The following is a 19,856-nucleotide window of genomic DNA, read 5'->3' as shown; positions in this document are numbered from 1 at the left end:
GTGTCTCCCCCGTGTCCGTGTGCGTGGACGTGGCCGTGTGGCGTGATGCCGGCGGTCAGCCTAGAGAACGGTAAGAGCGCAGGCCACGGGGGGTGGCCGAATCAGCCGTCTCCTAGAGTCCCTTTGTGGTCTTTGGAATGGTGTGCGCCCTTGGCGCGGCGGTCTGCTTCGGCACCGCGACGGTGTTGCAGGCGGTGGCCGCGCGGGCGGCAGGCACGGAGGGGGCCGGCGGCGAGGCGGCCCTGCTGCTGCGGGCGCTCAGACAGTGGCGGTATCTGGCGGGACTGGCACTGGACGGGCTCGGCTTCCTGTTCCAGATCGCGGCGCTGCGGTCCCTGCCGATCTATGCGGTCAGCGCGGCCCTGGCGTCGAGTCTGGCGGTGACCGCGGTGGTGGCGGCGCGCCTGCTGCGGGTGCGGCTGAGCGGCACGGAGTGGAGCGCGGTGGCCGTGGTGTGTGCCGGGCTGGCGATGCTCGGACTGGCGTCCGGCCCGGAGGGCGAGGAGGGCGGCTCGGACGCGCTGGCGTACGTGATGCTCGCCGTGGCGGTCGGGATGCTGCTGCTGGCCCTCGCGGGCGGGCGGCTGTCCGGTCCGGGGCGGGCGCTGGCGCTCGGGCTCGGGGCCGGGTTCGGGTTCGGGGTGGTGGAGGTGTCGGTCCGGCTGATCGACAGCCTTGCGCCACTGGACCTGTTGACCAACCCGGCGGCCTACGCGCTGCTGATCGGGGGCGGCGCCGCGTTCATGCTGCTGACGTCGGCTCTTCAGCGGGGCTCGGTGACCACCGCGACCGCCGGGATGGTGATCGGGGAGACGATCGGGCCCGCGGCGGTGGGGGTGGTGTGGCTGGGCGACCGCACGAGGGAGGGGCTGACCTGGCTGGCGGTCCTGGGGTTCGTGGTGGCCGTGGTGGGGGCGATGGCGCTGGCACGGTTCGGGGAGGCGCCGGTGGTGACCGAGGAGAGCTGAGGCCGCTTCCTCTGCGCAGACCGGGCCGGACGCGACCTCCTGCTGCCCTCGCCGGTGCCGGGCCGGTCGGCTCGGGCCCCTACCCCTCGCCGGCGGTACGGCGGCGCCTGCACCAGAGCAAGCCGACTCCGGCCGAGCAGGGCTGAAGCCGCCTCCTCGGGCAGGCTCCTCCGCGCAGACCGGGCCGGACGCGACCTCCTGCTCCCCCTCGCGGCAAGACGCGGAAGGCCCCCGCCCGGGGAAATCCTCCGGGTGGGGACCTCGCGGGTGCCGGGCCGGTCGGCTCGGGCCCCTACCTCTCGCCGGTGGTACGGCGGCGCTTGAACCAGAGCAGGACCGTTCCGGCCGCGAGGAGCGCGGCGGCGATCCCGGCGATGCCGAGTACCCGGGTTCCGGTGCTCGCGAGGCCGCCGCCCTGGTCCTCATCGGTGGGCGGGGAGGCGGGCGGTGTGTGTCCTCCCGCGGGGGTGGAGTGTCCCGGCGCCGGGCTGTGGCCGGTGGGGGACGTGGTGGGCTGGGGGGTGGGGGTGCTGGTGCGCGTGGGGGCCGGGGTCGGGTTGTCCCCGCCGCCGGTGCCGGTGGACTCGCTGCCGCCGCCGAGCAGGGCCAGCTTCGGGTTGTCGGCGCTTTCCGCCTGGGCCTGCGTGGCGATCCTGGTCGTCTTCTTCAGATGCGGGTGCTCGACCTGGAACTCGACACGGGTGACGTTGCGACGGGGGGCCTTGCCGAAGTCGACGCCGCCCATGACGCACATCTTCTCCTGCCCGCCGAACTGGCAGGGGTAGGAGTAGTCGCCCTTGGTGAAGGAGACCATGTACTCGTCCCAGGTCTTCTTCGGCGTCCACTTGGCGTTGGGAGCGCGCAGCGGCCACCGGCTGACGTTGCCGCTGTCGATGACGGAGTGGTAGTCGGTGGCCTGCTGCGCGTCCTGCTGGCGGACGTACTCGGCGGCGACGCGGGCGCTGTAGACGCGGCGCAGGTCGGCGTACTGGGAGGCGGTGTTCACCATCTCCTCGACGCCGGGGATGATGTACTGCTTGAGCAGGTTGTTCGCCGTGTTCTGCTGGGCCTTGGTCAGCGTGCACGTGCCGTTGGGGTCGGGGGTCTTGCGCTCGATGTGGGCGACGTTGACCTTCAGCGGCGTGTCGAGGATGTAGAGGCCGTCGTCGTCGGCGCGGACCTTGGCGGTCTTGGGCGTGATCCACAGGCGGATGGTGTCGCCGCAGTCGAGCCCGGCGGCCTGCATGGCATCCCAGTACTTCTTGCCCGGGTCCTTGCGGGGGTCGACGTCCTTGGCGTAGTCGTGCTTCATCTGGAGGTCGGCCTCCAGCAGGACGCGACCGGCGTCGGTCTTGCCGAACGTCTTGTCCATGATCGTGTCGGGCTGGTCCGGGTTGAGGTTGACCCAGAACTTGTCCGGGGTGAGCGCGAGCCAGGTGAAGAAGGAGTCGGAGATCAGCTGGGCCTTGGCCTTGCCTCCCCAGCCGTAGTCCTTGCTCTCGTCCTGGATCCTGTTCGCGGAGAAGGCGTAGGGCAGGCCCTTGCCCTTGACGGGCTTGCCGACGTAGGAGAGGTCGAGGGTGGAGAAGTCCACTCCGCCCGGCCCGCGCACGCCGAAGTTGGAAGCGCCGTTCTTCCCGATGCGCTGGAGCTGCTTCTCCATGTCGAGGGGGGTGGCCGGGGACCGGCCGATGGTGCGGGAGGCCCCGCCGGCGGCCCGATTGTCGCCGTTCGCGGCGAAGTTCGGGTCCGAAAGCGTCGAGCCGGACACGTTCTTGTAGGTGACGGACTTGTACCTGGGGATGTCGGTGGACAGGTGCTCGTACGCCCGCACGCGGGACTGGCCGCTCGCGTCCTTGTAGGCGTCGGCCATGCGGCCGAGGTACTTGGTGGTGGCGGAGTCCTTGGACTGGCCGTTGACGTAGGCGATCTTCCCGTTGTTGAAGCGGGGGTCCTCCAGGAACTTCTGGTTCGCGAAGTCCTGCCCGGTGTCACGCCCCGGTCCCGCCTTGAACTCCAGGAACTGGCCCGTCTTGTAGTTGACGGCGTCGAACTTGCGGACCAGCGGCTTCATCCGGCCGGTCTTGGGGTCCTTGACCATGATGGTCTTGCCGTCTTTGTCCTTGATCTCGATCTCTTCCTGGCACAGCCAGTCCTCGCCGACCAGGCCGAGATCGTTGATCACCTTCGTCTCGAAGGCGGCGCCGCGCTTGTTGTTGTTGTGCGGCAGGATGTAACCGTCCGAGAGCCACTTCGAGAACGTCGAGTACTTCGGCGTCTTGCCCTGGTTGTCGGCGAGGTACTTCTTGTAGCGGGCGAAGGCACGCTCTTCGCTGTTCTCCGGGTACTTCGTGTAGGGCTTGTCGAACTTGTCGAGGAACGCGTCGCGTTGCTTGATCTGCTCCTCGGTCGGGTTCTCCGCATCGCCCGGCAGCGTCAGTCCGTCGAAGGTCTGCCGCGGGGCGTCGAAGGGGTAGGAGTCCCAGTCACCCGGGGCGCGGACGTGGACGTTGCGGTCCCACGGCAGATTGTTCGTGCCCGGCTTCGTCGCGGTGACGTCGGGAAGGCTGTCGCAGCGCTTGCCCTTGGCCGCGTACGCGGCATCGCCCGGCAGGCCGGGCAGCCCGGTCACGGTCAGCACACCGGCCGCGGCTAAGGCCAGCACGGCACGCGCCCACACCGGCCGACGGGCCGCAAGTATCTGTTGAGTCACGAGACTTCTCCACTGGGAGCCCACGCGATGTGGGTTCTCGTACGGCGCCAGGGGCCCCCGTTGCATGTGTGGCGCCGCAGGAGCCCTCACCCTACGCACCGGGCTGATTGACGCGCCCCCGTCAACTCGCCCCGCACACAGGATCACCACAACTTGCCGCACCCGCCGGTCGTAGAGTGCCGGGCATGCGCCCCATCGACGCCCCCTCCTACCGGAACAACCCGCATCTGAACGCCTGGCTGGACACCGCCCGCGCCGACTTCACGGCCCTCGCCGAACGGACCGGCGGCCGGTGGGACTTCTCCCCCGACTCCCTCCCGCGCCTCGAATGCCTCGTCCTGGACCGCTACGCCACCTGGGAGGAGCAGTACGACGACCGGCGAGGCCCGTTCCTGCGGGCGGTCGCCTGGTACCTGGGCGAAGTCCTCGTACGGCACCACGACGCGGTCTGGGTGTGGCCACCCGACACTCCCTGCCCCAGCCGCGAACGGTCGTGCCCGTCCCTGACCTACCCGTACGACCGGCTCACCGAGCCGGAGACCGAAGCCGTGGCCGCGTCGGAGGAGGAAGGCGAGTCCCTTCTCCCGACCGTCGATCCGCACCAGATCGTCGGCGCCCTCTACCGGGCGGAGGACTCCCATCTGAGCGTCGCCCTGGAGCACTTCGAGGGATGGCGCGACGAGCTCCGCCCCTGGCTTGCGTCGAACACCTGACCTGCTAGGGCAACACCCGGCACAGCGCCTCAAGCGCCCCCGCCCACGCGCTGTCCGGCGGCGTCGCGTACCCGACGACCAGGGCGTCCAACGGCTCGGCGACGGCTTCCGGATGGCGGTGGAAGGCGAGGCCGTGCAGGGCCAGTCCCTGCCACGTCGCGGCCTCGATCACCGACTGTTCCATGCCTGCCGGCAAGCGCAGCACCGCGTGCAGGCCGGCGGCGACGCCGGTGACCGCCACCTCCGGGGCGCGGGCGGAGACGGCTGCGGCGAGGGCGTCACGGCGGCGCCGGTAGCCATGAGCGCGCCCGGTGAATTCGCGTTGGCCATCAGCGCCGGATGGTCGCGGGATATTGCTTGGCTCATGCCGGTCACGCTGTCCGCTTGCGCTGGCGTGGCCGCTGTCATTGCCGCTACGTCCGGCCGTATGTCCGCCCGTATTGGCGCCGGTTTCGCTCTCGCGCTGGCACTGGCCGCTCAGGTGACCGCGCATCTAATCGCGTCCGGCTACGCGCACAGCAACGCCGTTTTGGTGGCCGCCACTTCGGCCGTTCCGCCGGTAGTCGTGGCACACATGCTCCACCTCGCTGCAACGCGCTCGGCCAGCGAGCCGGTATCTCCGGTCAGTGACAGCGAGAGCGGCCCGCAGATGCCCGTACAGCGCCGCGAGAGCGCCCCGGATCCGCTGGCCGTGGCCGACGAATTCTGGTCTGACTTCCTGGCCACTGATCCGGCCGTTGCCGACAGCGTTGCCGACAAGCGACCGGCCGAGCGCGGACACGGCCGATTCGCTGCCCCCTGCGCCGGACGCTATCCGCGCTGCGATTGACCGGCTGTCTGCTGGTGGCCGGAAGGTGACCGGTGCTGCGCTGGCGCGTCATTTCGGAGTCAGCGAGCGAACCGGCCGCCGCTGGCTTTCCGTGGCCGCCGCATAACAAAGCCCCGTAGAGACCTGGGAAGAGTCTCTACGGGGCTTTCTGGCGTTTCTAGGGCCGGTTACTCGCCCGCATCCAGCACGCGCGCTGCCACGTTGACCACCTCGCTCAGCGACTCGAACAGCGCCGGGACGAAAACCGCCAACTCGGCGTCACTTGCCTTGCCGCCCTCCAAGACCTCGCCGACAAGCGCCGTGAGAACCGAAGCCGTTTCCAGCGCTGTCACGTTCGCCATGGTGTCGAGTAGTCCGCCCGGCTCTGTCAGCGCGTACGCCCGCTTACCGGTCACTGCGTCATATCCGAGGTTTCGCAACTCGCTCATGCTGCACTTCCCTGGGGCCCGTACGGGTAGTCAATGCCGAATGTTGCGAGCGTTGCCGCTGTGCGCCTTTCCCGTTGGCGCTGCCGTTCCTGTTCTCGCTCGTACTGGACGAGGTACGGACGGACGAGGGGGAGCGAGTCTGCGTAGATCACCTCTGCCGGGCGGGGGGATCGATGGACGGGCAGTCTGCGGGTGATGGCTGGCTCTGTCGACACAGCTTCCGCCCGGCGCTTTCCACGGGCGGGCAGGAAGACTGCCAAGAGGGCAGCAAGTAGGGTGCGCATAGCCGAGACTCCGTTTCTCGGTCAGCCCCAGGTGTCGGCCCTTGCCCGGTCGCCCTGGGGCGCTTTCGTTTGCGCTACCAACCGTACTCGAAACGTCGAACTCTCGTAACCTCGAATGGTCGGATGCGCGATGGCTCGCAGGGTCGCACAGTGGTTCTCATGATCGACCGCACGCAGCCTGTCTATCCGCAGATCCGCGAGATTCTTCGCGCTCGCATCCGCGCTGGGGAGTACGCCCCTGGAACCGGCATGCCGTCAGTCCTGGTTGTGGCGGCGGAATTCGATGTTGCTGCGTCGACTGTTCAGCGAGCCATGGCCGACCTGCGCGCTGACGGTTTGATCATCACGTGGTCCGGCCGAGGTAGCCACGTAGCCGATCCGCTGCCGCCCGCTGAGGCGTAAACGCCCTGGTCAGACCCTATGCAGACACAAGCTCCAAGGGTGTAGGGTCTACCGGCTGACGGTCGTAGCGGAACTCGCCGTCGTAGTCGTCCTCCAGGATCAGGCCGCCGGTGCGCCGCGCCCAGTCGATCACGGCGGCCCGCCGGTCGGGGTGCAGGGGCGTGCCCATGGGGAACTGGTGGGCCGGGGTCAGCAGGACCGCGCCCTCCCCGCTCAACGCCCTGGTGTCGGTGCCGAGTCCGTCGTACGGGAGGGCCGGTGTGGCCAGTGCGGACCGCTGGAGCAGGTGCCAGTACACGTCGAGGCCGTACGACTCGACCGCCACCGTCCGCACCCCGCGTGCCCGCAGCAGGGTGCCGGTGAGGCGCAGCGCGTGGGCGAAACCGGACGTGATCAGCACCCGCTCGGGGTCGGTGCGCACGCCGCGTACCCGGGCGAGATAGCCGGCGAGGGCGGTGCGCAGTCCGGCGTGGCCGCGCGGGTCGCCGTAGCCGAGGGCGTGGTGGGGGGCGGTGGCGAGGGCGCGGCAGGCGGCCCTGAGCCATGCGGCGCGCGGAAAGGCGGCGAGGTCGGGGATGCCGGGGACGAGGCTGTACGCCGGACGGGCCGGCTCCCCGCGGCGCGGGGCCACTCCCCTGCCGGGCATCCCCGTCGGCGTCGTGGCGGACGGCGCGACGGCCGCGGCACCTTCCGCCACCCTCGTGCCCGAGCCCTGCCGGGCGGTGAGCCAGCCCTCCGCCACCAGGTCCGCATAGGCCTCGGCGACGGTGTTGCGGGCGATGCCGAGGTCGGCGGCGAGGGAGCGGGAGGAGGGCAGCCGGGTGCCGGGGGCGAGGCGGCCGGTGCGGACGGCCTCGCGCAGGGCGTCGGTCAGGCCCCGGCGCAGCCCGCCGGAGCCGGCCGGTTCGAGGTGCAGATCGACGCCCAGAGTGGCCCAGGATTCCACCATGGAAATGGACCATACCCCTGGGCTGCCTGACTCCTAGGGTCGAGGACATGAGCACTGAGGAAACCGTTGAGTACGTCGCCGAGCACACCCCCCGGATGAACTGGGCCCGGCTGGCGCCCGACGTCTACAAGGCCATGATCCGGCTCGACGCGGCGGCCAGGCAGGGCCTGGACCCCACGCTGTACGAGCTGGTGAAGATCCGTGCCTCACAGATCAACCACTGCGCCCTGTGCCTGGACATGCACAGCAAGGACGCGCTGGCGGCCGGCGAGAGCGTCCAGCGGATCGTGCAGCTCAGCGCGTGGGAGGAGTCGAAGCACTTCTACACCGCGAAGGAGCTGGCGGTGATCGAGCTGACCGAGGCGATCACCGTGCTGACCGAGGGTTTCGTGCCGGACGAGGTGTACGAGAAGGCGGCCAAGCACTTCGAGGAGGCCGAGCTGGCCCAGCTGATCGCCGCGATCACGGTGATCAACGCGTGGAACCGGTTCGGTGTCACCACCCGCGCGGTGCCCGGCCACTACCGGCCGGGGCAGCACAAGTGAGCCGTACCCGGCTGCTAGTCGGTCGTCGTGTCGCTCCCGGGGGGTATCAGCCGTAGAACAGGGCTGGAGATCACCGTCCGGAACAAGACAGGGGGACCGATCGTGGACAAGACGGGGGACCGATCGTGGACAAGACGGGGGACCGATCGTGGACAAGACAGGGGGACGGTCGTGCGAAAAACGGGAGGTTACCGGTCGTGAGCAAGGTGGACGTGTTCCGCACGCTGCATCTGCGGCGTGCCCAGGGTGATCCGTTGGTCCTGCCCGGCCCCTGGGACGCGGCCAGTGCGCGGGTGTTCGCTCAGGCCGGGTTCCCGGCGCTGGCCACGCCGAGCGGCGGGGTGGCCGCCTCGCTCGGGTACGCGGACGGGGGCACCCCGGCCGACGAGATGTTCGCCGCGGTCGCCCGGATCGCGCGGTCGGTGGACGTGCCGGTGTCGGCGGACATCGAGGGCGGGTACGGGCTCGCGCCGAAGGAGATCGTGGAGCGGCTGCTGGAGGCGGGCGCCGTCGGCTGCAACCTGGAGGACTCGCGCGGCGGTGTCCTCAAGGACCCGCACGAGCACGCCGAGTTCCTCGCCGAGGTCCGCTCGGCCGCCGCAGACCGGCTGTTCGTCAACGCCCGCGTCGACACCTTCGTGCACGGCGACAAGGACCCGGAACGGGCCATTGAGCGGGCCGCGTTGTACGTGGCGGCGGGGGCGGACTGCATCTATCCGATCCTCGCCCCCGCCGGCGTGCTGCCCCTGCTGCGGGCCGGGATCCAGGGCCCGCTGAACGCGCTGGCCCGGCTGGACGGCGAGGGCCCCTCGGCCGCCGCGCTCGGCGAACTCGGAGCCACCCGCGTCACGTTCGGACCGGGACTGCAGCGGCTGGCCGCCGCGGCGGTCCGGGACATCGCCGTCACCCTCAAGGGCTGAGGGGGTTCAGGACAGCCACCCCTTCCACACGTCGGGGTGGCTGTCCACCCACTTCTTCGCCGCGTCCTGGGGCGACAGCTTCTGGTCGGCGATCATCAGGGAGACCTCGTTCTGGTCCTCGGTCGTCCACCGGAACTTCTTCAGAAAGGCCGCCGCCTTGCCGCCCGACTCGGCGAAGCCTGCGTTGAGGTACTTCTGCAGCGGGGTGTGCGGGTAGGCGCAGGCGACCTTCGCCGCGTCCGCGTCGCAGCCGTCCTTGTACGGCGGCAGCTTCACCTCGGTCAGGGGGACCTTCTCGAACAGCCACTGGGGGGCGTACCAGTAGGTCAGGAAGGGCTTCTTCGTCTTGGCGAACTGTTTCATCTGGGTGATCTGGGCGGCCTCGGAGCCGGCGAAGACGACCTGGTAGTTCAGTTTCAGGTTCTTCACCAGGGCCTTGTCGTTGGTGACGTACGACGGGGAGCCGTCCATCAGCTGGCCCTTGCCGCCGCTCTCCGCGGTGCGGAAGAGGGAGGCGTACTTGTCGAGGTTCTTCCAGTTCGTGATGTCCGGGTGCTGCTTGGCCAGGTAGGTGGGGACGTACCAGCCGATGTGACCGGTCACCCCGAGGCCGCCGCCGCGCCGAATCGTCTTCTTGTCCTCGACGTACCGCTTCTCCTGGTCCGGGTGGCCCCAGTCCTCCAGGATGGCGTCTACCCGGCCCTGGCTGAGCGCGTCCCAGGCGGGCACCTCGTCGACCTGGACGGTGTCGACGCGGTAGCCCAGCTTGTGCTCCAGGAGGTACTGGGCGACGGCGACGTTGGACTGCGCGCCCACCCAGGACTGCACGGACAGGGTGACGGTCTTCGAGCCCCGGGCGTTCGCGAACGGGCTGGCCTGCTTGGTCATGTCGGCGGCGCCGCAGCCGGTCACCGTCAGCAGCAGCAGCAGCGAGCCCACCGCGAGTGTCGTACGTGCGCGCATGTCAGGCTCCCTTCGTCGCGCGTCGCTCGGTCGGCTGGGTCACCCGGTCGAGCATCAGGCCCAGGCAGACGATCGCGGCGCCGGCCACCAGGCCGGTGGCCAGGTCGCCCTGGGCGAGGCCGAAGGCCACGTCGTAGCCGAGGGCGCCACCGCCGACCAGGCCGCCGATGATGACGACGGCGAGGACCAGGACCACGCCCTGGTTGACGGCGAGCCGCAGCGACCGTCTGGCGAGCGGGAGCTGGACCTGCCACAGCTGCTGCCGGCCGGTCGCGCCGAGCGAGCGCGCGGACTCCAGCGCGGCCGGGTCGACCTGGCGCAGGCCCTGCGCGGTGATCCGGACGACGGCGGGCAGCGCGTAGACGACGGCCGCGGCGACGGCGGGGGCGCGGCCGACGCCGAACAGGGCGACGACCGGGATCAGGTACACGAACTGCGGCATGGTCTGGAACACGTCCAGGACCGGGCGCAGCGCGCGTTCGACGCGGTCGCTGCGGGCGGCGGCGATGCCGGTGGCGAACCCGAGGACCAGGGTGACGGCGACGGCCGCGAGCACCTGGGAGAGCGTGTCGAGGGCCGGCTCCCAGACCCCGAGGACGCCGATCGCGGCCATGGCGAGGACGGCGGTCAGGGCGGTGCGCCAGGTGCCGATCGTCCAGGCCAGGGCGGCGACGATCAGCAGTACCGACCACCAGGGCAGCCACTGCAGTCCGCCGCGCACGGGGTCCAGGATCCAGGTGGTGAAGTGGCCCGCCCAGTCGGCCGTACCGCCGATGACCGGGACGCCGGAGTAGAGGTGGCTGGTCATCCAGTCGACGGCGCGGTTGACCGGTTCGGCGATGTCCAGGGTCCAGCCGGAGGGCCAGTCGAGGCGGCCGAGGAGCCGGGCGGCCAGGGCGAGGGCCACGGTGACGGCGAGGGCGTAGGCCCGGCCGATGGTCTTCGGGCGCGCGGTGCCGGCGCCTGCCGCGGCGGTCACGCGGTCCAGGACGATCGCGAGCAGCACGATCGGGATGCCTGCGGCGAGGGCCTGGCCGACGTCGACCGAGGCGAGCGCCTGGTAGACGCGGTCGCCGAGGCCGCCGGCGCCGATGACGGAGGCGATGACGGCCATGGACAGCGCCATCATGATCGTCTGGTTGAGGCCGAGGAGGAGTTCTCCCCGGGCCAGCGGGATCCGGGCGGTCAGCAGCCGCTGGCGGCGGGTCGCGCCGAGCGACTCCACGGCCTCCAGGACTTCGGGGTCGGCGCCGCGCAGGCCGAGCGCGGTGAGGCGGGCCATCGGCGGCGCCGCGTACACGACGGTGGCGAGCACGGCCGCGGGGACGCCGATGCCGAAGACCAGGACGACGGGGAGGAGGTAGGCGAAGGCCGGGAGCACCTGCATGGTGTCGAGGACCGGGCGCAGGGCGCGGTCCAGGCGGTCGGACAGGCCGGTGGCGAGGCCGAGGAGCGCGCCGACGGCCACGGAGGCGAGGACGGCTACGACCATGAGCGCGAGGGTCTGCATGGTCGGCACCCACATACCGAGGGCGCCGCAGGTGAGGAAGGCGAGCGCCGTGCCGGCGGCCAGGCGGGGGCCGGCGACGCGCCAGGCGATCAGCGCGCCGAACGCGGTGACGCCGGTCCAGCCCGCGGCGAGCAGGGCGAGGTAGACGGCGCGTACGGAGAGGACGACCGCGTTGCTGACGTAGCCGAAGAAGTAGAGGAACAGGGGGTGGCTGTCCCGGTTGTCGATGACCCAGTTGCCGGCGCTGGTGAGGGGTTTGTCCAGGCTGACGGTCAGGTGGTGGGGCCAGGGTCCGCCGTGGAGGACGGGCAGGAGCAGGGTGGTGACGAGCGCGAGCAGGAGCAGTTTCGCTGCGGTTCGGCTCCTCAGCAGGCGGAGGGTGGTCGCGCGGGAGGAGGCCGGGACGGTGAGCGTTGCCATCAGACGGCCTCCGGGCTGGTGCGGGGGCCGGGTACGCACACGTCCACGCCGGCGACGACGTCCAGCAGCCGCTCGTGGTCCACGGTCCCGGCGCAGGTGCCGTCCTTCAGCACGCACGCCGGTGTGCCGAGCTCGGCCACGGTCCGGATCGCGTCCGCCACCACCGCGTCCGGGGCGAGGGCGCCCGGGTGCTCCGGGCCGCCGCAGCCACCCGGCTTCATGGCCGTACGCACGGTCATCACCTGCTCGCGCGGCACGTCGCGGACGAACTCGCGGACGTAGTCGTCGGCCGGGGAGCCCACGATCTGCTCCGGCGTGCCCAGTTGGACGACCTTGCCGTCGCGCATCAGGGCGATGCGGTCGCCCAGCTTGAGAGCCTCGGACAGGTCGTGGGTGATGAAGACCATCGTGCGGCCCTCCTCGCGGTGCAGGCGGGCCACCTCGTCCTGCATGTCGCGGCGGATCAGCGGGTCGAGGGCGCTGAACGGCTCGTCGAACAGCAGCACCTCGGGGTCGACCGCCAGCGCCCGTGCGAGACCCACGCGCTGGCGCTGGCCGCCGGAGAGCTGGGCGGGGCGGCGGTGTTCCATGCCTTCGAGGCCGACCTTGGCGACGACCTCGGCGGCCCGCGCGCGCCGCTCGGCCTTGCCGACGCCCTGGATCTCCAGGCCGTACGCCACGTTGTCCAGGACCGTGCGGTGCGGGAGCAGGCCGAAGTGCTGGAAGACCATGGCGGCCCGGTGCCGGCGCAGTGCGCGCAGGCGGGTCCTGTCCATGGCGCGGACGTCCTCGCCGTCGATGGAGATGGTGCCCGCCGTCGGTTCGATCAGGCGGGTCAGGCAGCGGACGAGCGTGGACTTGCCGGATCCCGACAGGCCCATGACCACGAAGACCTCGCCCTTGCGGACGTCGAAGGAGACGTCTCGGACGGCCGCCGTGCAGCCCGTGCGGGCGCGCAGGTCGGCGGGGTCGAGGGTGCCGAGTTCGGGGTCGGCGGGGATCCGCTGCGCCTTGGGGCCGAAGACCTTCCACAGGCCGGAGACGGAGAAGACGGGGGTGGCGGCGGTGGGCGGCTTGCGGGTGGGGACGGTGAGAGTCATCGGGCGTCACCTCCGATCAGGTCGACGGCCCTCTCCCCGACCATGAGCACCCCGATCATCGGGTTCACGGCGGTCATGGTCGGGAAGACGGACGCGTCGGCGATGCGGATGCCGTCGAGGCCGCGGATCCTCAGCTCCGGGTCCACTACGGCGAGTTCGTCGTCGGCGGCGCCCATCTTGCAGGTGCCGGCCGGGTGGTAGACGGTGTGCGCGACCTTGCGGGCGTACTCGCCGAGTTCGGCGTCGTCCTGGATCTCGGGGCCGGGGCACACCTCGCGCCTCAGCCAGCTCGCGAGCGGCTCGGTCCCGGCGATCTCACGGGCGATGCGGATGCCGTCGACCAGGGTCCGGCCGTCGTAGTCGTCCTCGTCGGTGAAGTAGCGGAAGTCGAGGGCGGGCTTGACGGACGGGTCGGCGCTGGTGAGGTAGAGGCGGCCGCGGCTCTTCGGCTTGGGGATGTTCGGGGTCATCGAGACGCCGTACGAGGGGCGCTCGTAGCCGAGCCGCTCCGGGTTGTCCGTGAACGGGATCTGGTAGAAGTGGAACATCAGGTCCGGGCCCGCGTGTTCGGGGTCGCGGCGCACGAACAGGCCCGCGTCGGAGTCCATCGCGGAGTTCTCCGGGATCGGGCCGTGGGTCTCCCAGACGATGACCGACTCGGGGTGGTCCAGCAGGTTCTCGCCGACGCCCGGCAGGTCGTGGACGACCGGGATGCCGAGGGCTTCGAGGTCCTCGCGGGGGCCGATGCCCGAGTGCAGCAGCAGGCGGGGCGAGTCCACGGCGCCGGCGCACAGGACGACCTCGCCCCGGGCGCGGATCAGCAGCTCCTCGCCGTCCTTGGTGCGCACGCGCACGCCCTCGGCCCGCCCCCCGGTGATCTCCAGCTTGTACGCCCAGGTCTCCAGCAGGATCGTCAGGTTCGGGCGCTCGTCCATCACCGGGTGGAGGTACGCCACCGACGCCGAGGAACGCTTGTTGTCCTCCGGGTGGTAGGCGAGGTCGAAGAAGCCCACGCCCTCGGTGAACGGCTTCTTGTTGAAGCCCTCGACGCGCGGAACGCCGAGCGCGGCCTGGGCGGCGTCGACGAAGTCGCGGGCGATGGCGTTCCGGTCCTTCTCGTCGACGGAGACGATGTTGTTCTTCAGGCGGGCGAAGTAGGCCTCCATGGGCACCGCGCCCCATCCCTTGGCGCCGGCCGCCTCCCACTCGTCCCAGTCGGACGGCAGCGGCTTGAAGGAGATGAGGGTGTTGTGGGAGGAGCAGCCGCCGAGGACGCGGGCCCGGCTGTGCCGGATGTGGGAGTTGCCGCGTGGCTGCTCCACCGTCGGGTAGTCGTAGTCGAGGTCTCCGCCGAGCAGGCCCATCCAGCGGCGCAGGGTGAGGACGTCGTCGCGGCCGACGTCGCTCGGGCCGCCCTCGATGACGGCGACGGTGACGTCCGGGTTCTCGGTGAGGCGGGAGGCGATGACCGAGCCCGCCGTGCCGCCGCCGATGACGACGTAGTCGTAGACGTGGGGGGTGTGGGACATGGGGGTACTACTCCAGGGGGTGCGGTAAAGAAGGGGGACTCAGCCTGCGAACCAGCGCACCGGCCTCGGCGCGAGGTTCTGGTAGACGTGCTTGGTCTCCCGGTACTCGGCGAGTCCGGCGGGCCCCAGCTCGCGGCCGGTGCCGCTCTTGCCGAAGCCTCCCCACTCCGCCTGCGGCAGGTAGGGGTGGAAGTCGTTGATCCAGACGGTGCCGTGGCGCAGCCGGCCGGCGACGCGGCGGGCCCGGCCCGCGTCGGTGGTCCAGACGGCGCCGGCGAGGCCGTACTCGGTGTCGTTGGCGAGGAAGACGGCCTCCTCCTCGGTGCGGAAGGTCTCGACGGTGAGGACCGGGCCGAAGACCTCCTCGCGGACGACCCGCATCTCGCGGTGGCAGGCGTCGAGGACGGTCGGCTCGTAGAAGTAGCCGGACCCGGGGCGCTGCGGTGACGGCTCCGGCCGCTTGCCGCCGCAGCGCAGTACGGCGCCTTCTTCCAGCGCGGAGGCGACGTACGCCTCGACCTTGGCACGCTGCTGCTCGGAGACGAGCGGGCCGCACTCGACGCCGTTCTCGGTGCCGCGGCCGAGCCTGATCTGCCTCGCGCGGCGGGCGAGTTCGCCGACGAAGCGGTCCCTTACGGATTCCTCGACAATGAGCCGGGCGCCGGCCGAGCAGACCTGGCCGCTGTGGATGAAGGCGGCGTTGAGGGCCTGGTCGACGGCGGTGTCGAAGCCTTCCTCGGTGGCGCAGGCGTCGGCGAAGACGACGTTGGGGTTCTTGCCGCCGAGTTCGAGGGCGACCTTCTTCACGGTCGGGGCGGCGGCCTGGGCCACCTTGGTGCCGCTGACCAGGCCGCCGGTGAAGGAGACCAGGTCGACGTCTGAGTGCTCGGCGAGCCGGGCGCCGACGGTGTGACCGGGGCCGGTGACGATGTTGGCCACTCCGGCGGGCAGTCCGGCCTCCGCCAGCAGCTCGATGAGCGCGATGGTGGTCATCGGGGTGATCTCGCTGGGCTTGATCACGAAGGTGTTGCCGGCGGCGAGGGCCGGGGCGATCTTCCAACTGGCCTGGAGGAGCGGGTAGTTCCAGGGGGTGATCAGGGCGCAGACGCCGACCGGCTCGTGCACGACCACGCTGTGGACGTCGGGGGAACCCGCGTCGACGACCCGGCCCGGTGCCTCGGCGGCCACGAGGTCGGCGAAGTAGCGGAAGGCGTCGGCGACACAGTCGATGTCGATCCGGCCCTCCTCGGCGGTCTTGCCCGCGTCCCGGCTCTCCAGCAGGCCGAGTTCCTCGCGGCCGCGCACCAGGAGGCCGGCGACGCGGCGCAGCAGGGCGGCGCGTTCGGCGACCGGGGTGTGCGGCCAGGGGCCGTGGTCGAAGGCCTGCCGGGCCGCGGCCACCGCGCGCTCGGCGTCCTTCTCGTCGCCCTCCGCGACCACGGCGAACGGCCGGGCGTCCGCGGGGTCGAGGACCTCGCGGGTCGCGCCGGAGATCGCTTCCAGCCACTCGCCTCCCGCGTGGATGGTCGCCTGGGCCTGTCGTGCCGCTCTGTCCGCCATGATCGGTGTTGCCTTCCGTTCCTGATCCGTGCCCCTGTGTCACACGCGTGTCACTCTCGGGGACCGTCGCCGCCTGCCCAGGACTCGCACATCGCATGCGCAATCAGTGGCCGAAAGTGCGCGGCATCACACCGGAACCACCACAAGGCGGGCCGGGATCATTTAATTCCAGAATTCACGGAATGTAATTTCCTGCGTATTCACAACCCCTTCAAACGTGCGTCAACCCGCACCCGGCAACACCCCCTTTCAGGTCATGTGTATTCGCCCGAACGCCCCAAAGCCCAGCTCCGGTGGCCCTCGTTAGGTGACCGTGACGCGATTGGACTGGCACACAGCCGAGGATCATCCGACGACCACGTTCCGCTGGAGCGGTGATGTGGACCTCACGTCATGCTCGGACCTGCTCGATGATTTCCTGAAGAGAATCAACACCGTGGAAAATGAATATCGGCGGACGATGGCAGAGTTGTACCGGGCGTCCTAAGGCGGGGTAAGGAGGTAAATCGATGGACACCTGGCACGTCCCGGAACCGGACATCGCGTCGAACGACTGGGACCCGGTCGAAGAACTGGCCCAGATACTGTCCACGCCGACCAGCGTGAGCCCGGTCACCACCCCGCTGGACATTCCGTCCCCGCGCCGGAGCAGCCGCCGGCGGCTGCGTCAGGATTCCCATCTGCTCGACGGCGGCAGGCGCTTCACCCACATCACGCTGCTGATCGCGACGGTCTCCCTGTGCGCGGTGTGCATGCTGGGCTGGTCCGTCTGCTATTCCTACGGACAGCTGCGCGGGATCGCCTCGTCGGTGCTGCCGACGAGATTGGCGCAGTGCTGGCCGCTGACGGTGTACGGGCCGTGGTTCGTGGCCGCCCTCTCCGTCGTGCGGGCCACCGCCCAGCGCCGCAGTGCGCGGCGCTCCTGGTGCGTGGTGCTGGCCGCTTCCGCGATGGCCGTGGCGCTGTGCGTCAGCCACTCGTCCCATGCGCTGCTCTCGTTAGTGATCTTCGGGATCCCGCCGGTCACCGCTCTGGTGTGCTTCTGGGAACTCGTCGGCCAGATCTCGACCAGGAGCCGTCCCAGGCATGCCACCCACACCGGTCCGGGACTACAGTCAAAGGATGGAAACCTTTGACCTGAGTCAAAGAACCCCGGTCCGGGCCGAGGACGTGGCCGCCTTCCGCCGCTTCAACCGGTACTTCACGCGCCGTATCGGCGTCCTGGACGACCACTACCTCGGTCAGGACCGCCCGCTCGGCGAGGCCCGGCTGCTGTTCGAGATCGGTGACGGAGTGTCCCTGCGGGAGCTGCGCGGGCGGCTCGGTCTGGACGCCGGCTACCTCAGCCGGATGGCGAAGGCCCTGGAGGCGCAGGGCATGGTCCGGCTCGCGGTGCCCGCGCACGACAACCGGCTGCGGATGATCGAACCCACCCCGGCCGGCCGCGCCGAGGTCGCCGAGCAGCGGCGCCGGGCGGACGCCCTCGCCGCCGGTCTACTCGAAGGCCTCACCCCCGCCCAGCGGGCCGAGCTGACCGGGGCCATGGCGACCGCGCAGCGGCTGCTGCGGCTGGCCGGGATCACCGTGGAGACCGTCGACGGCGCCTCGGCGGACGCGCGGGCCTGCCTGGACGCCTACGCGGCGGACATCGACGCGCGCTTCCCCGAGGGCTTCGACAAGGCGGCCCTGGTTCGCCCCGAGGAGGTGACCGGGGACGCCGGCGCCTTCCTGGTGGCGTACGAGGAGGGGCGGCCGGTGGGCTGCGGGGCCCTGAGACGTCTGGCACCCGGGACCGGCGAGATCCGGCATGTGTGGGTGCACCCCGGGGCGCGCCGGCTGGGGCTCGCGCGGCGGCTGCTGACGGGGCTTGAGCGGGAGGCGCTGGCGCGCGGCCTGGCGGTCGTACGCCTGGACACGCACGCCGTGCTCACCGAGGCACAGGCGATGTACCGGGCGTGCGGGTACACCGAGATCCCGCGCTACGACGACAACGTCTACGCCGCCCACTGGTTCGAGAAACGGCTGACCGGCCGAAGCGGCTAACCGGACGACACCTCGTTCATCAACTCCCGGACGCAGCCGCGCAGCCAGGCATGGGCGGGGTCGGCGTCGTGCCGGGGGTGCCAGGCGAAGCCCACCTCCACCGCGGGGAGCGGCAGCGGGATCTCGAAGGTGACCAGGCCGAGGGAGTCGGCCATCGGCCGGCTGTAGGTGGTGATCAGCCCGATCAGGTCGGTCTCGCGCAGCACGAACAGCGAGGCCGGGTAGGTGCCGACGCTGCCCACCACCCGGCGGCTGAGACCGAGTTCGGCCAGGGCGTCGTCGATCGGCCCGCGCTGCCTGCCCCGCCGGGAGACGACGAGGTGCCCGGCCTCCCCGGCGAACCTTGCGGGCGTCAACTCCCCGTCGAGCAGCGGGTGTCCGCTCCGTACGACGCCGAGCATGCGCTCCTCGTACACCGCCTCCCGGTGCACCTCGGGCGCGGTCGTGTCGATCACCCCGACCTCCAGGTCGGCGATGCCCTGGCGCAGGAACGGCACGTCCACGTGGCTCTCGGACAGAAACCGCAGGCGGACGCCGGGGGCCTCGCGGGCGGCGCGGGCGAAGAGGGCGGCGCCGTGGGTGGCGGCGATCGCGTCGTGGCCGAGGATCGTGAAGGTACGCGAGACGGTCCGCAGGTCGGTGTCGCGGCCCGGCGCGAACAGGGCCCGGGCGCGCTCCACCACCGCGCTCACCTCGGCCCTTACGGCCAGCGCGTGCGGAGTGGGCACCATCCGGCGCCCGGCGCGCACCAGGATCGGATCGCCGAGCGCCTTGCGGATCCGGCCGAGCGTACGGCTCATGGCGGGCTCGGACAGATGCAGCCGGTGCGCGGCGCCCTGCACGCTCTGTTCCTCCAGCAGCACGTCCAGGGCGACCAGCAGATTCAGGTCCAGCCCTGCGGATTGCGTCATGTGCAGGTATCCCTTGCGAAGGTTGCACTGGAAAGCAGGTCACCGGCGAGCCTACGGTGAGTGCGCATCCCACACCACCCACCGAAGCTCCCGGGAGGAGCCGTGCCCACGCACGCCCTGAAACGCCCCACCCTGCTCGCGCTGTGCGCCTGCGTCCTGGTCGCACAGAGCATGGTCGCCGCCATCAACCTCCTCATCCCGCAGCTGGGTACGTCGTCCCTGCACCCCTCGCACACCGAGATCCTGTGGACGGTCGACGCCTACGTCATCGTCTTCGCGGGCCTGCTCATCCCGGCCGGCGCGCTCGGCGACCGGTACGGCCGCAAGGGCGCCCTCCTCGCCGGGCTCGCCCTGTTCGCCGCGGGCGCCGCCACCAGCGCGGTCGCGACCGGCCCGGCCGTCCTGATCGCGGGCAGGGGCCTGTCGGGCGCCGGTGCGGCCCTGATCACCCCGGCCACCCTCTCGATCCTGACGCAGCTGTCCGCGCCCGAGCACCGGGCCCGCTCGATGGGCGCCTGGACCCTGTCGATCGGCCTGGGCGGCGCGGCGGGCAACCTGGGCGGCGGGCTGGCCGGGCAGTTCCTCACCTGGCGCGCCCTGTTCGCGGTGATGGTCCCGCTGGCCGCCGTACTCGCGGTGACCGTGTCGGTGACGGTCCCGCGCACCGAACGCTCCACCCGCAGCGCCCCCGACCCGCTCGGCACCCTGCTGCTGACGGCGGGCCTGGTGGCGGTCCTGTTCGGCATCATCGAGGGCCCGGCGTACGGCTGGACCTCCGCGCGCATCCTGGGTGCCTTCGCGGCGGGCGCGCTGCTGATCGCCGCCTTCGCCCTGCACGCCCTGCGCTCGGCGGCCCCCCTCTTCGACCCCCGGGTCTTCGCCTCCGCACGCCTGCGGGCCGCCTCCCTCGGCACGGCCACCGGCTTCTTCGGCCTGTTCTCCCTGTTCTTCGTCAACTCGCAGTATCTACAGGGATTGAAGGCTCCCCTCCCTGAAGGGAGGGGATGCGTCGCCCTCCAGGGCTGTGCGGGGATTTACGGCTCAGGCCGCCACCGGAGCCGGCGGCTCG

At 71.0% G+C, this 19,856-nt stretch carries 17 protein-coding genes and 2 pseudogenes; 9 read left to right on the top strand and 10 right to left on the bottom strand.

Features of this window, described 5'->3' with window-relative positions:
• Positions 1 to 137 precede the first annotated feature (137 nt).
• Positions 138 to 968: a DMT family transporter gene (locus tag ACIBJF_RS41185; RefSeq protein ID WP_399181920.1), complete on the top strand. Its 831-nt coding sequence runs from the start codon at positions 138 to 140 to the stop codon at positions 966 to 968.
• Between the two features lie 292 nt (positions 969 to 1,260).
• On the opposite strand, the gene ACIBJF_RS41180 is transcribed toward ACIBJF_RS41185, so the two are convergent.
• Complete coding sequence (locus tag ACIBJF_RS41180) at positions 1,261 to 3,681, bottom strand: hypothetical protein (RefSeq protein ID WP_399181888.1); 2,421 nt, start codon at positions 3,679 to 3,681, stop codon at positions 1,261 to 1,263.
• Between the two features lie 185 nt (positions 3,682 to 3,866).
• Here ACIBJF_RS41180 and ACIBJF_RS41175 point away from each other — a divergent pair, with 185 nt between their 5' ends.
• Positions 3,867 to 4,394, top strand: a complete 528-nt coding sequence (locus ACIBJF_RS41175) for a hypothetical protein (RefSeq protein ID WP_399181886.1) — start codon at positions 3,867 to 3,869, stop codon at positions 4,392 to 4,394.
• Positions 4,395 to 4,398: 4 nt separating this feature from the next.
• Here ACIBJF_RS41175 and ACIBJF_RS41170 read toward each other — a convergent pair.
• A pseudogene (locus ACIBJF_RS41170) lies at positions 4,399 to 4,689 on the bottom strand (PLP-dependent aminotransferase family protein); the annotation flags it as partial.
• A 132-nt stretch (positions 4,690 to 4,821) separates the two neighbouring features.
• On the opposite strand from ACIBJF_RS41170, the gene ACIBJF_RS41165 reads away from it, so the two are divergent.
• Positions 4,822 to 5,223 (top strand): hypothetical protein, encoded by a 402-nt coding sequence (locus ACIBJF_RS41165; protein WP_399181922.1) that lies wholly within the window; start codon positions 4,822 to 4,824, stop codon positions 5,221 to 5,223.
• Positions 5,224 to 5,390: 167 nt separating this feature from the next.
• Here the strand turns inward: ACIBJF_RS41165 and ACIBJF_RS41160 are convergent, their stop codons facing one another.
• Entirely contained in the window at positions 5,391 to 5,651 is a 261-nt protein-coding gene (locus tag ACIBJF_RS41160; protein ID WP_399181884.1) for a hypothetical protein, read from the bottom strand.
• Between the two features lie 443 nt (positions 5,652 to 6,094).
• On the opposite strand from ACIBJF_RS41160, the gene ACIBJF_RS41155 reads away from it, so the two are divergent.
• Positions 6,095 to 6,337, top strand: coding sequence for a GntR family transcriptional regulator (locus ACIBJF_RS41155; RefSeq protein WP_399181883.1), 243 nt, complete (start codon positions 6,095 to 6,097; stop codon positions 6,335 to 6,337).
• 49 nt (positions 6,338 to 6,386) lie between these two features.
• On the opposite strand, the pseudogene ACIBJF_RS41150 reads toward ACIBJF_RS41155, so the two are convergent.
• A pseudogene (locus tag ACIBJF_RS41150) lies at positions 6,387 to 7,286 on the bottom strand (PLP-dependent aminotransferase family protein); the annotation flags it as partial.
• Positions 7,287 to 7,333: 47 nt separating this feature from the next.
• On the opposite strand from ACIBJF_RS41150, the gene ACIBJF_RS41145 reads away from it, so the two are divergent.
• A complete protein-coding gene (locus tag ACIBJF_RS41145) occupies positions 7,334 to 7,831 on the top strand; it encodes a carboxymuconolactone decarboxylase family protein (protein WP_399181881.1) in 498 nt (165 codons plus the stop codon).
• A gap of 197 nt (positions 7,832 to 8,028) precedes the next feature.
• Positions 8,029 to 8,751, top strand: a complete 723-nt coding sequence (locus tag ACIBJF_RS41140) for an isocitrate lyase/phosphoenolpyruvate mutase family protein (RefSeq protein ID WP_399181879.1) — start codon at positions 8,029 to 8,031, stop codon at positions 8,749 to 8,751.
• Between the two features lie 6 nt (positions 8,752 to 8,757).
• On the opposite strand, the gene ACIBJF_RS41135 is transcribed toward ACIBJF_RS41140, so the two are convergent.
• Genes ACIBJF_RS41135 through ACIBJF_RS41115 form a run of 5 tightly spaced genes read right to left on the bottom strand, consistent with a single transcriptional unit; the run spans position 8,758 to position 15,833 of the window.
• The gene (locus ACIBJF_RS41135; RefSeq protein WP_399181877.1) at positions 8,758 to 9,714 is read right to left on the bottom strand and encodes an ABC transporter substrate-binding protein; all 957 of its coding nucleotides are present in this window, start codon (positions 9,712 to 9,714) and stop codon (positions 8,758 to 8,760) included.
• Between the two features lies 1 nt (position 9,715).
• Entirely contained in the window at positions 9,716 to 11,644 is a 1,929-nt protein-coding gene (locus tag ACIBJF_RS41130) for an ABC transporter permease (RefSeq protein WP_399181875.1), read from the bottom strand.
• Positions 11,644 to 12,744, bottom strand: coding sequence for a glycine betaine/L-proline ABC transporter ATP-binding protein (locus ACIBJF_RS41125; protein WP_399181873.1), 1,101 nt, complete (start codon positions 12,742 to 12,744; stop codon positions 11,644 to 11,646). The genes ACIBJF_RS41130 and ACIBJF_RS41125 overlap by 1 nt, the downstream gene beginning before the upstream one ends.
• A complete protein-coding gene (locus ACIBJF_RS41120) occupies positions 12,741 to 14,273 on the bottom strand; it encodes a GMC family oxidoreductase (RefSeq protein WP_399181871.1) in 1,533 nt (510 codons plus the stop codon). Before ACIBJF_RS41120 ends, ACIBJF_RS41125 begins: the two co-directional genes overlap by 4 nt.
• A gap of 39 nt (positions 14,274 to 14,312) precedes the next feature.
• On the bottom strand, positions 14,313 to 15,833 hold the full coding sequence (locus ACIBJF_RS41115) for an aldehyde dehydrogenase family protein (protein ID WP_399181869.1): 1,521 nt from the start codon (positions 15,831 to 15,833) through the stop codon (positions 14,313 to 14,315).
• A gap of 509 nt (positions 15,834 to 16,342) precedes the next feature.
• Here ACIBJF_RS41115 and ACIBJF_RS41110 point away from each other — a divergent pair.
• Complete coding sequence (locus tag ACIBJF_RS41110; RefSeq protein ID WP_399181867.1) at positions 16,343 to 16,969, top strand: DUF2637 domain-containing protein; 627 nt, start codon at positions 16,343 to 16,345, stop codon at positions 16,967 to 16,969.
• On the top strand, positions 16,956 to 17,876 hold the full coding sequence (locus ACIBJF_RS41105) for a GNAT family N-acetyltransferase (protein WP_399181865.1): 921 nt from the start codon (positions 16,956 to 16,958) through the stop codon (positions 17,874 to 17,876). Before ACIBJF_RS41110 ends, ACIBJF_RS41105 begins: the two co-directional genes overlap by 14 nt.
• Here the strand turns inward: ACIBJF_RS41105 and ACIBJF_RS41100 are convergent.
• Positions 17,873 to 18,787: a LysR family transcriptional regulator gene (locus ACIBJF_RS41100; protein WP_399181863.1), complete on the bottom strand. Its 915-nt coding sequence runs from the start codon at positions 18,785 to 18,787 to the stop codon at positions 17,873 to 17,875. The genes ACIBJF_RS41105 and ACIBJF_RS41100 overlap by 4 nt on opposite strands.
• Positions 18,788 to 18,889: 102 nt before the next feature.
• On the opposite strand from ACIBJF_RS41100, the gene ACIBJF_RS41095 reads away from it, so the two are divergent.
• Positions 18,890 to 19,856: MFS transporter (locus tag ACIBJF_RS41095; RefSeq protein ID WP_399181861.1), on the top strand; the 967-nt coding region annotated here is incomplete at its 3' end.

This window comes from Streptomyces sp. NPDC050743 (assembly GCF_044456925.1).
GTDB lineage: Bacteria > Actinomycetota > Actinomycetes > Streptomycetales > Streptomycetaceae > Streptomyces.
Note: the sequence above shows the minus strand (reverse complement) of the source record. Positions and strands in the feature narration are given on the sequence as shown.

Bases quoted from the DNA above. Each gene is read 5' to 3' on its own strand.
- ACIBJF_RS41185 (WP_399181920.1), top strand. From the start codon at position 138: ATGGTGTGCGCCCTTGGCGCGGCGGTCTGCTTCGGCACCGCGACGGTG.
- ACIBJF_RS41175 (WP_399181886.1), top strand. From the start codon at position 3,867: ATGCGCCCCATCGACGCCCCCTCCTACCGGAACAACCCGCATCTGAAC.
- ACIBJF_RS41165 (WP_399181922.1), top strand. From the start codon at position 4,822: ATGTCCGCCCGTATTGGCGCCGGTTTCGCTCTCGCGCTGGCACTGGCC.
- ACIBJF_RS41160 (WP_399181884.1), bottom strand. From the start codon at position 5,651: ATGAGCGAGTTGCGAAACCTCGGATATGACGCAGTGACCGGTAAGCGG.
- ACIBJF_RS41155 (WP_399181883.1), top strand. From the start codon at position 6,095: ATGATCGACCGCACGCAGCCTGTCTATCCGCAGATCCGCGAGATTCTT.
- ACIBJF_RS41145 (WP_399181881.1), top strand. From the start codon at position 7,334: ATGAGCACTGAGGAAACCGTTGAGTACGTCGCCGAGCACACCCCCCGG.
- ACIBJF_RS41135 (WP_399181877.1), bottom strand. From the start codon at position 9,714: ATGCGCGCACGTACGACACTCGCGGTGGGCTCGCTGCTGCTGCTGCTG.
- ACIBJF_RS41130 (WP_399181875.1), bottom strand. From the start codon at position 11,644: ATGGCAACGCTCACCGTCCCGGCCTCCTCCCGCGCGACCACCCTCCGC.
- ACIBJF_RS41125 (WP_399181873.1), bottom strand. From the start codon at position 12,744: ATGACTCTCACCGTCCCCACCCGCAAGCCGCCCACCGCCGCCACCCCC.
- ACIBJF_RS41120 (WP_399181871.1), bottom strand. From the start codon at position 14,273: ATGTCCCACACCCCCCACGTCTACGACTACGTCGTCATCGGCGGCGGC.
- ACIBJF_RS41115 (WP_399181869.1), bottom strand. From the start codon at position 15,833: ATGGCGGACAGAGCGGCACGACAGGCCCAGGCGACCATCCACGCGGGA.
- ACIBJF_RS41110 (WP_399181867.1), top strand. From the start codon at position 16,343: ATGGACACCTGGCACGTCCCGGAACCGGACATCGCGTCGAACGACTGG.
- ACIBJF_RS41105 (WP_399181865.1), top strand. From the start codon at position 16,956: ATGGAAACCTTTGACCTGAGTCAAAGAACCCCGGTCCGGGCCGAGGAC.
- ACIBJF_RS41100 (WP_399181863.1), bottom strand. From the start codon at position 18,787: ATGACGCAATCCGCAGGGCTGGACCTGAATCTGCTGGTCGCCCTGGAC.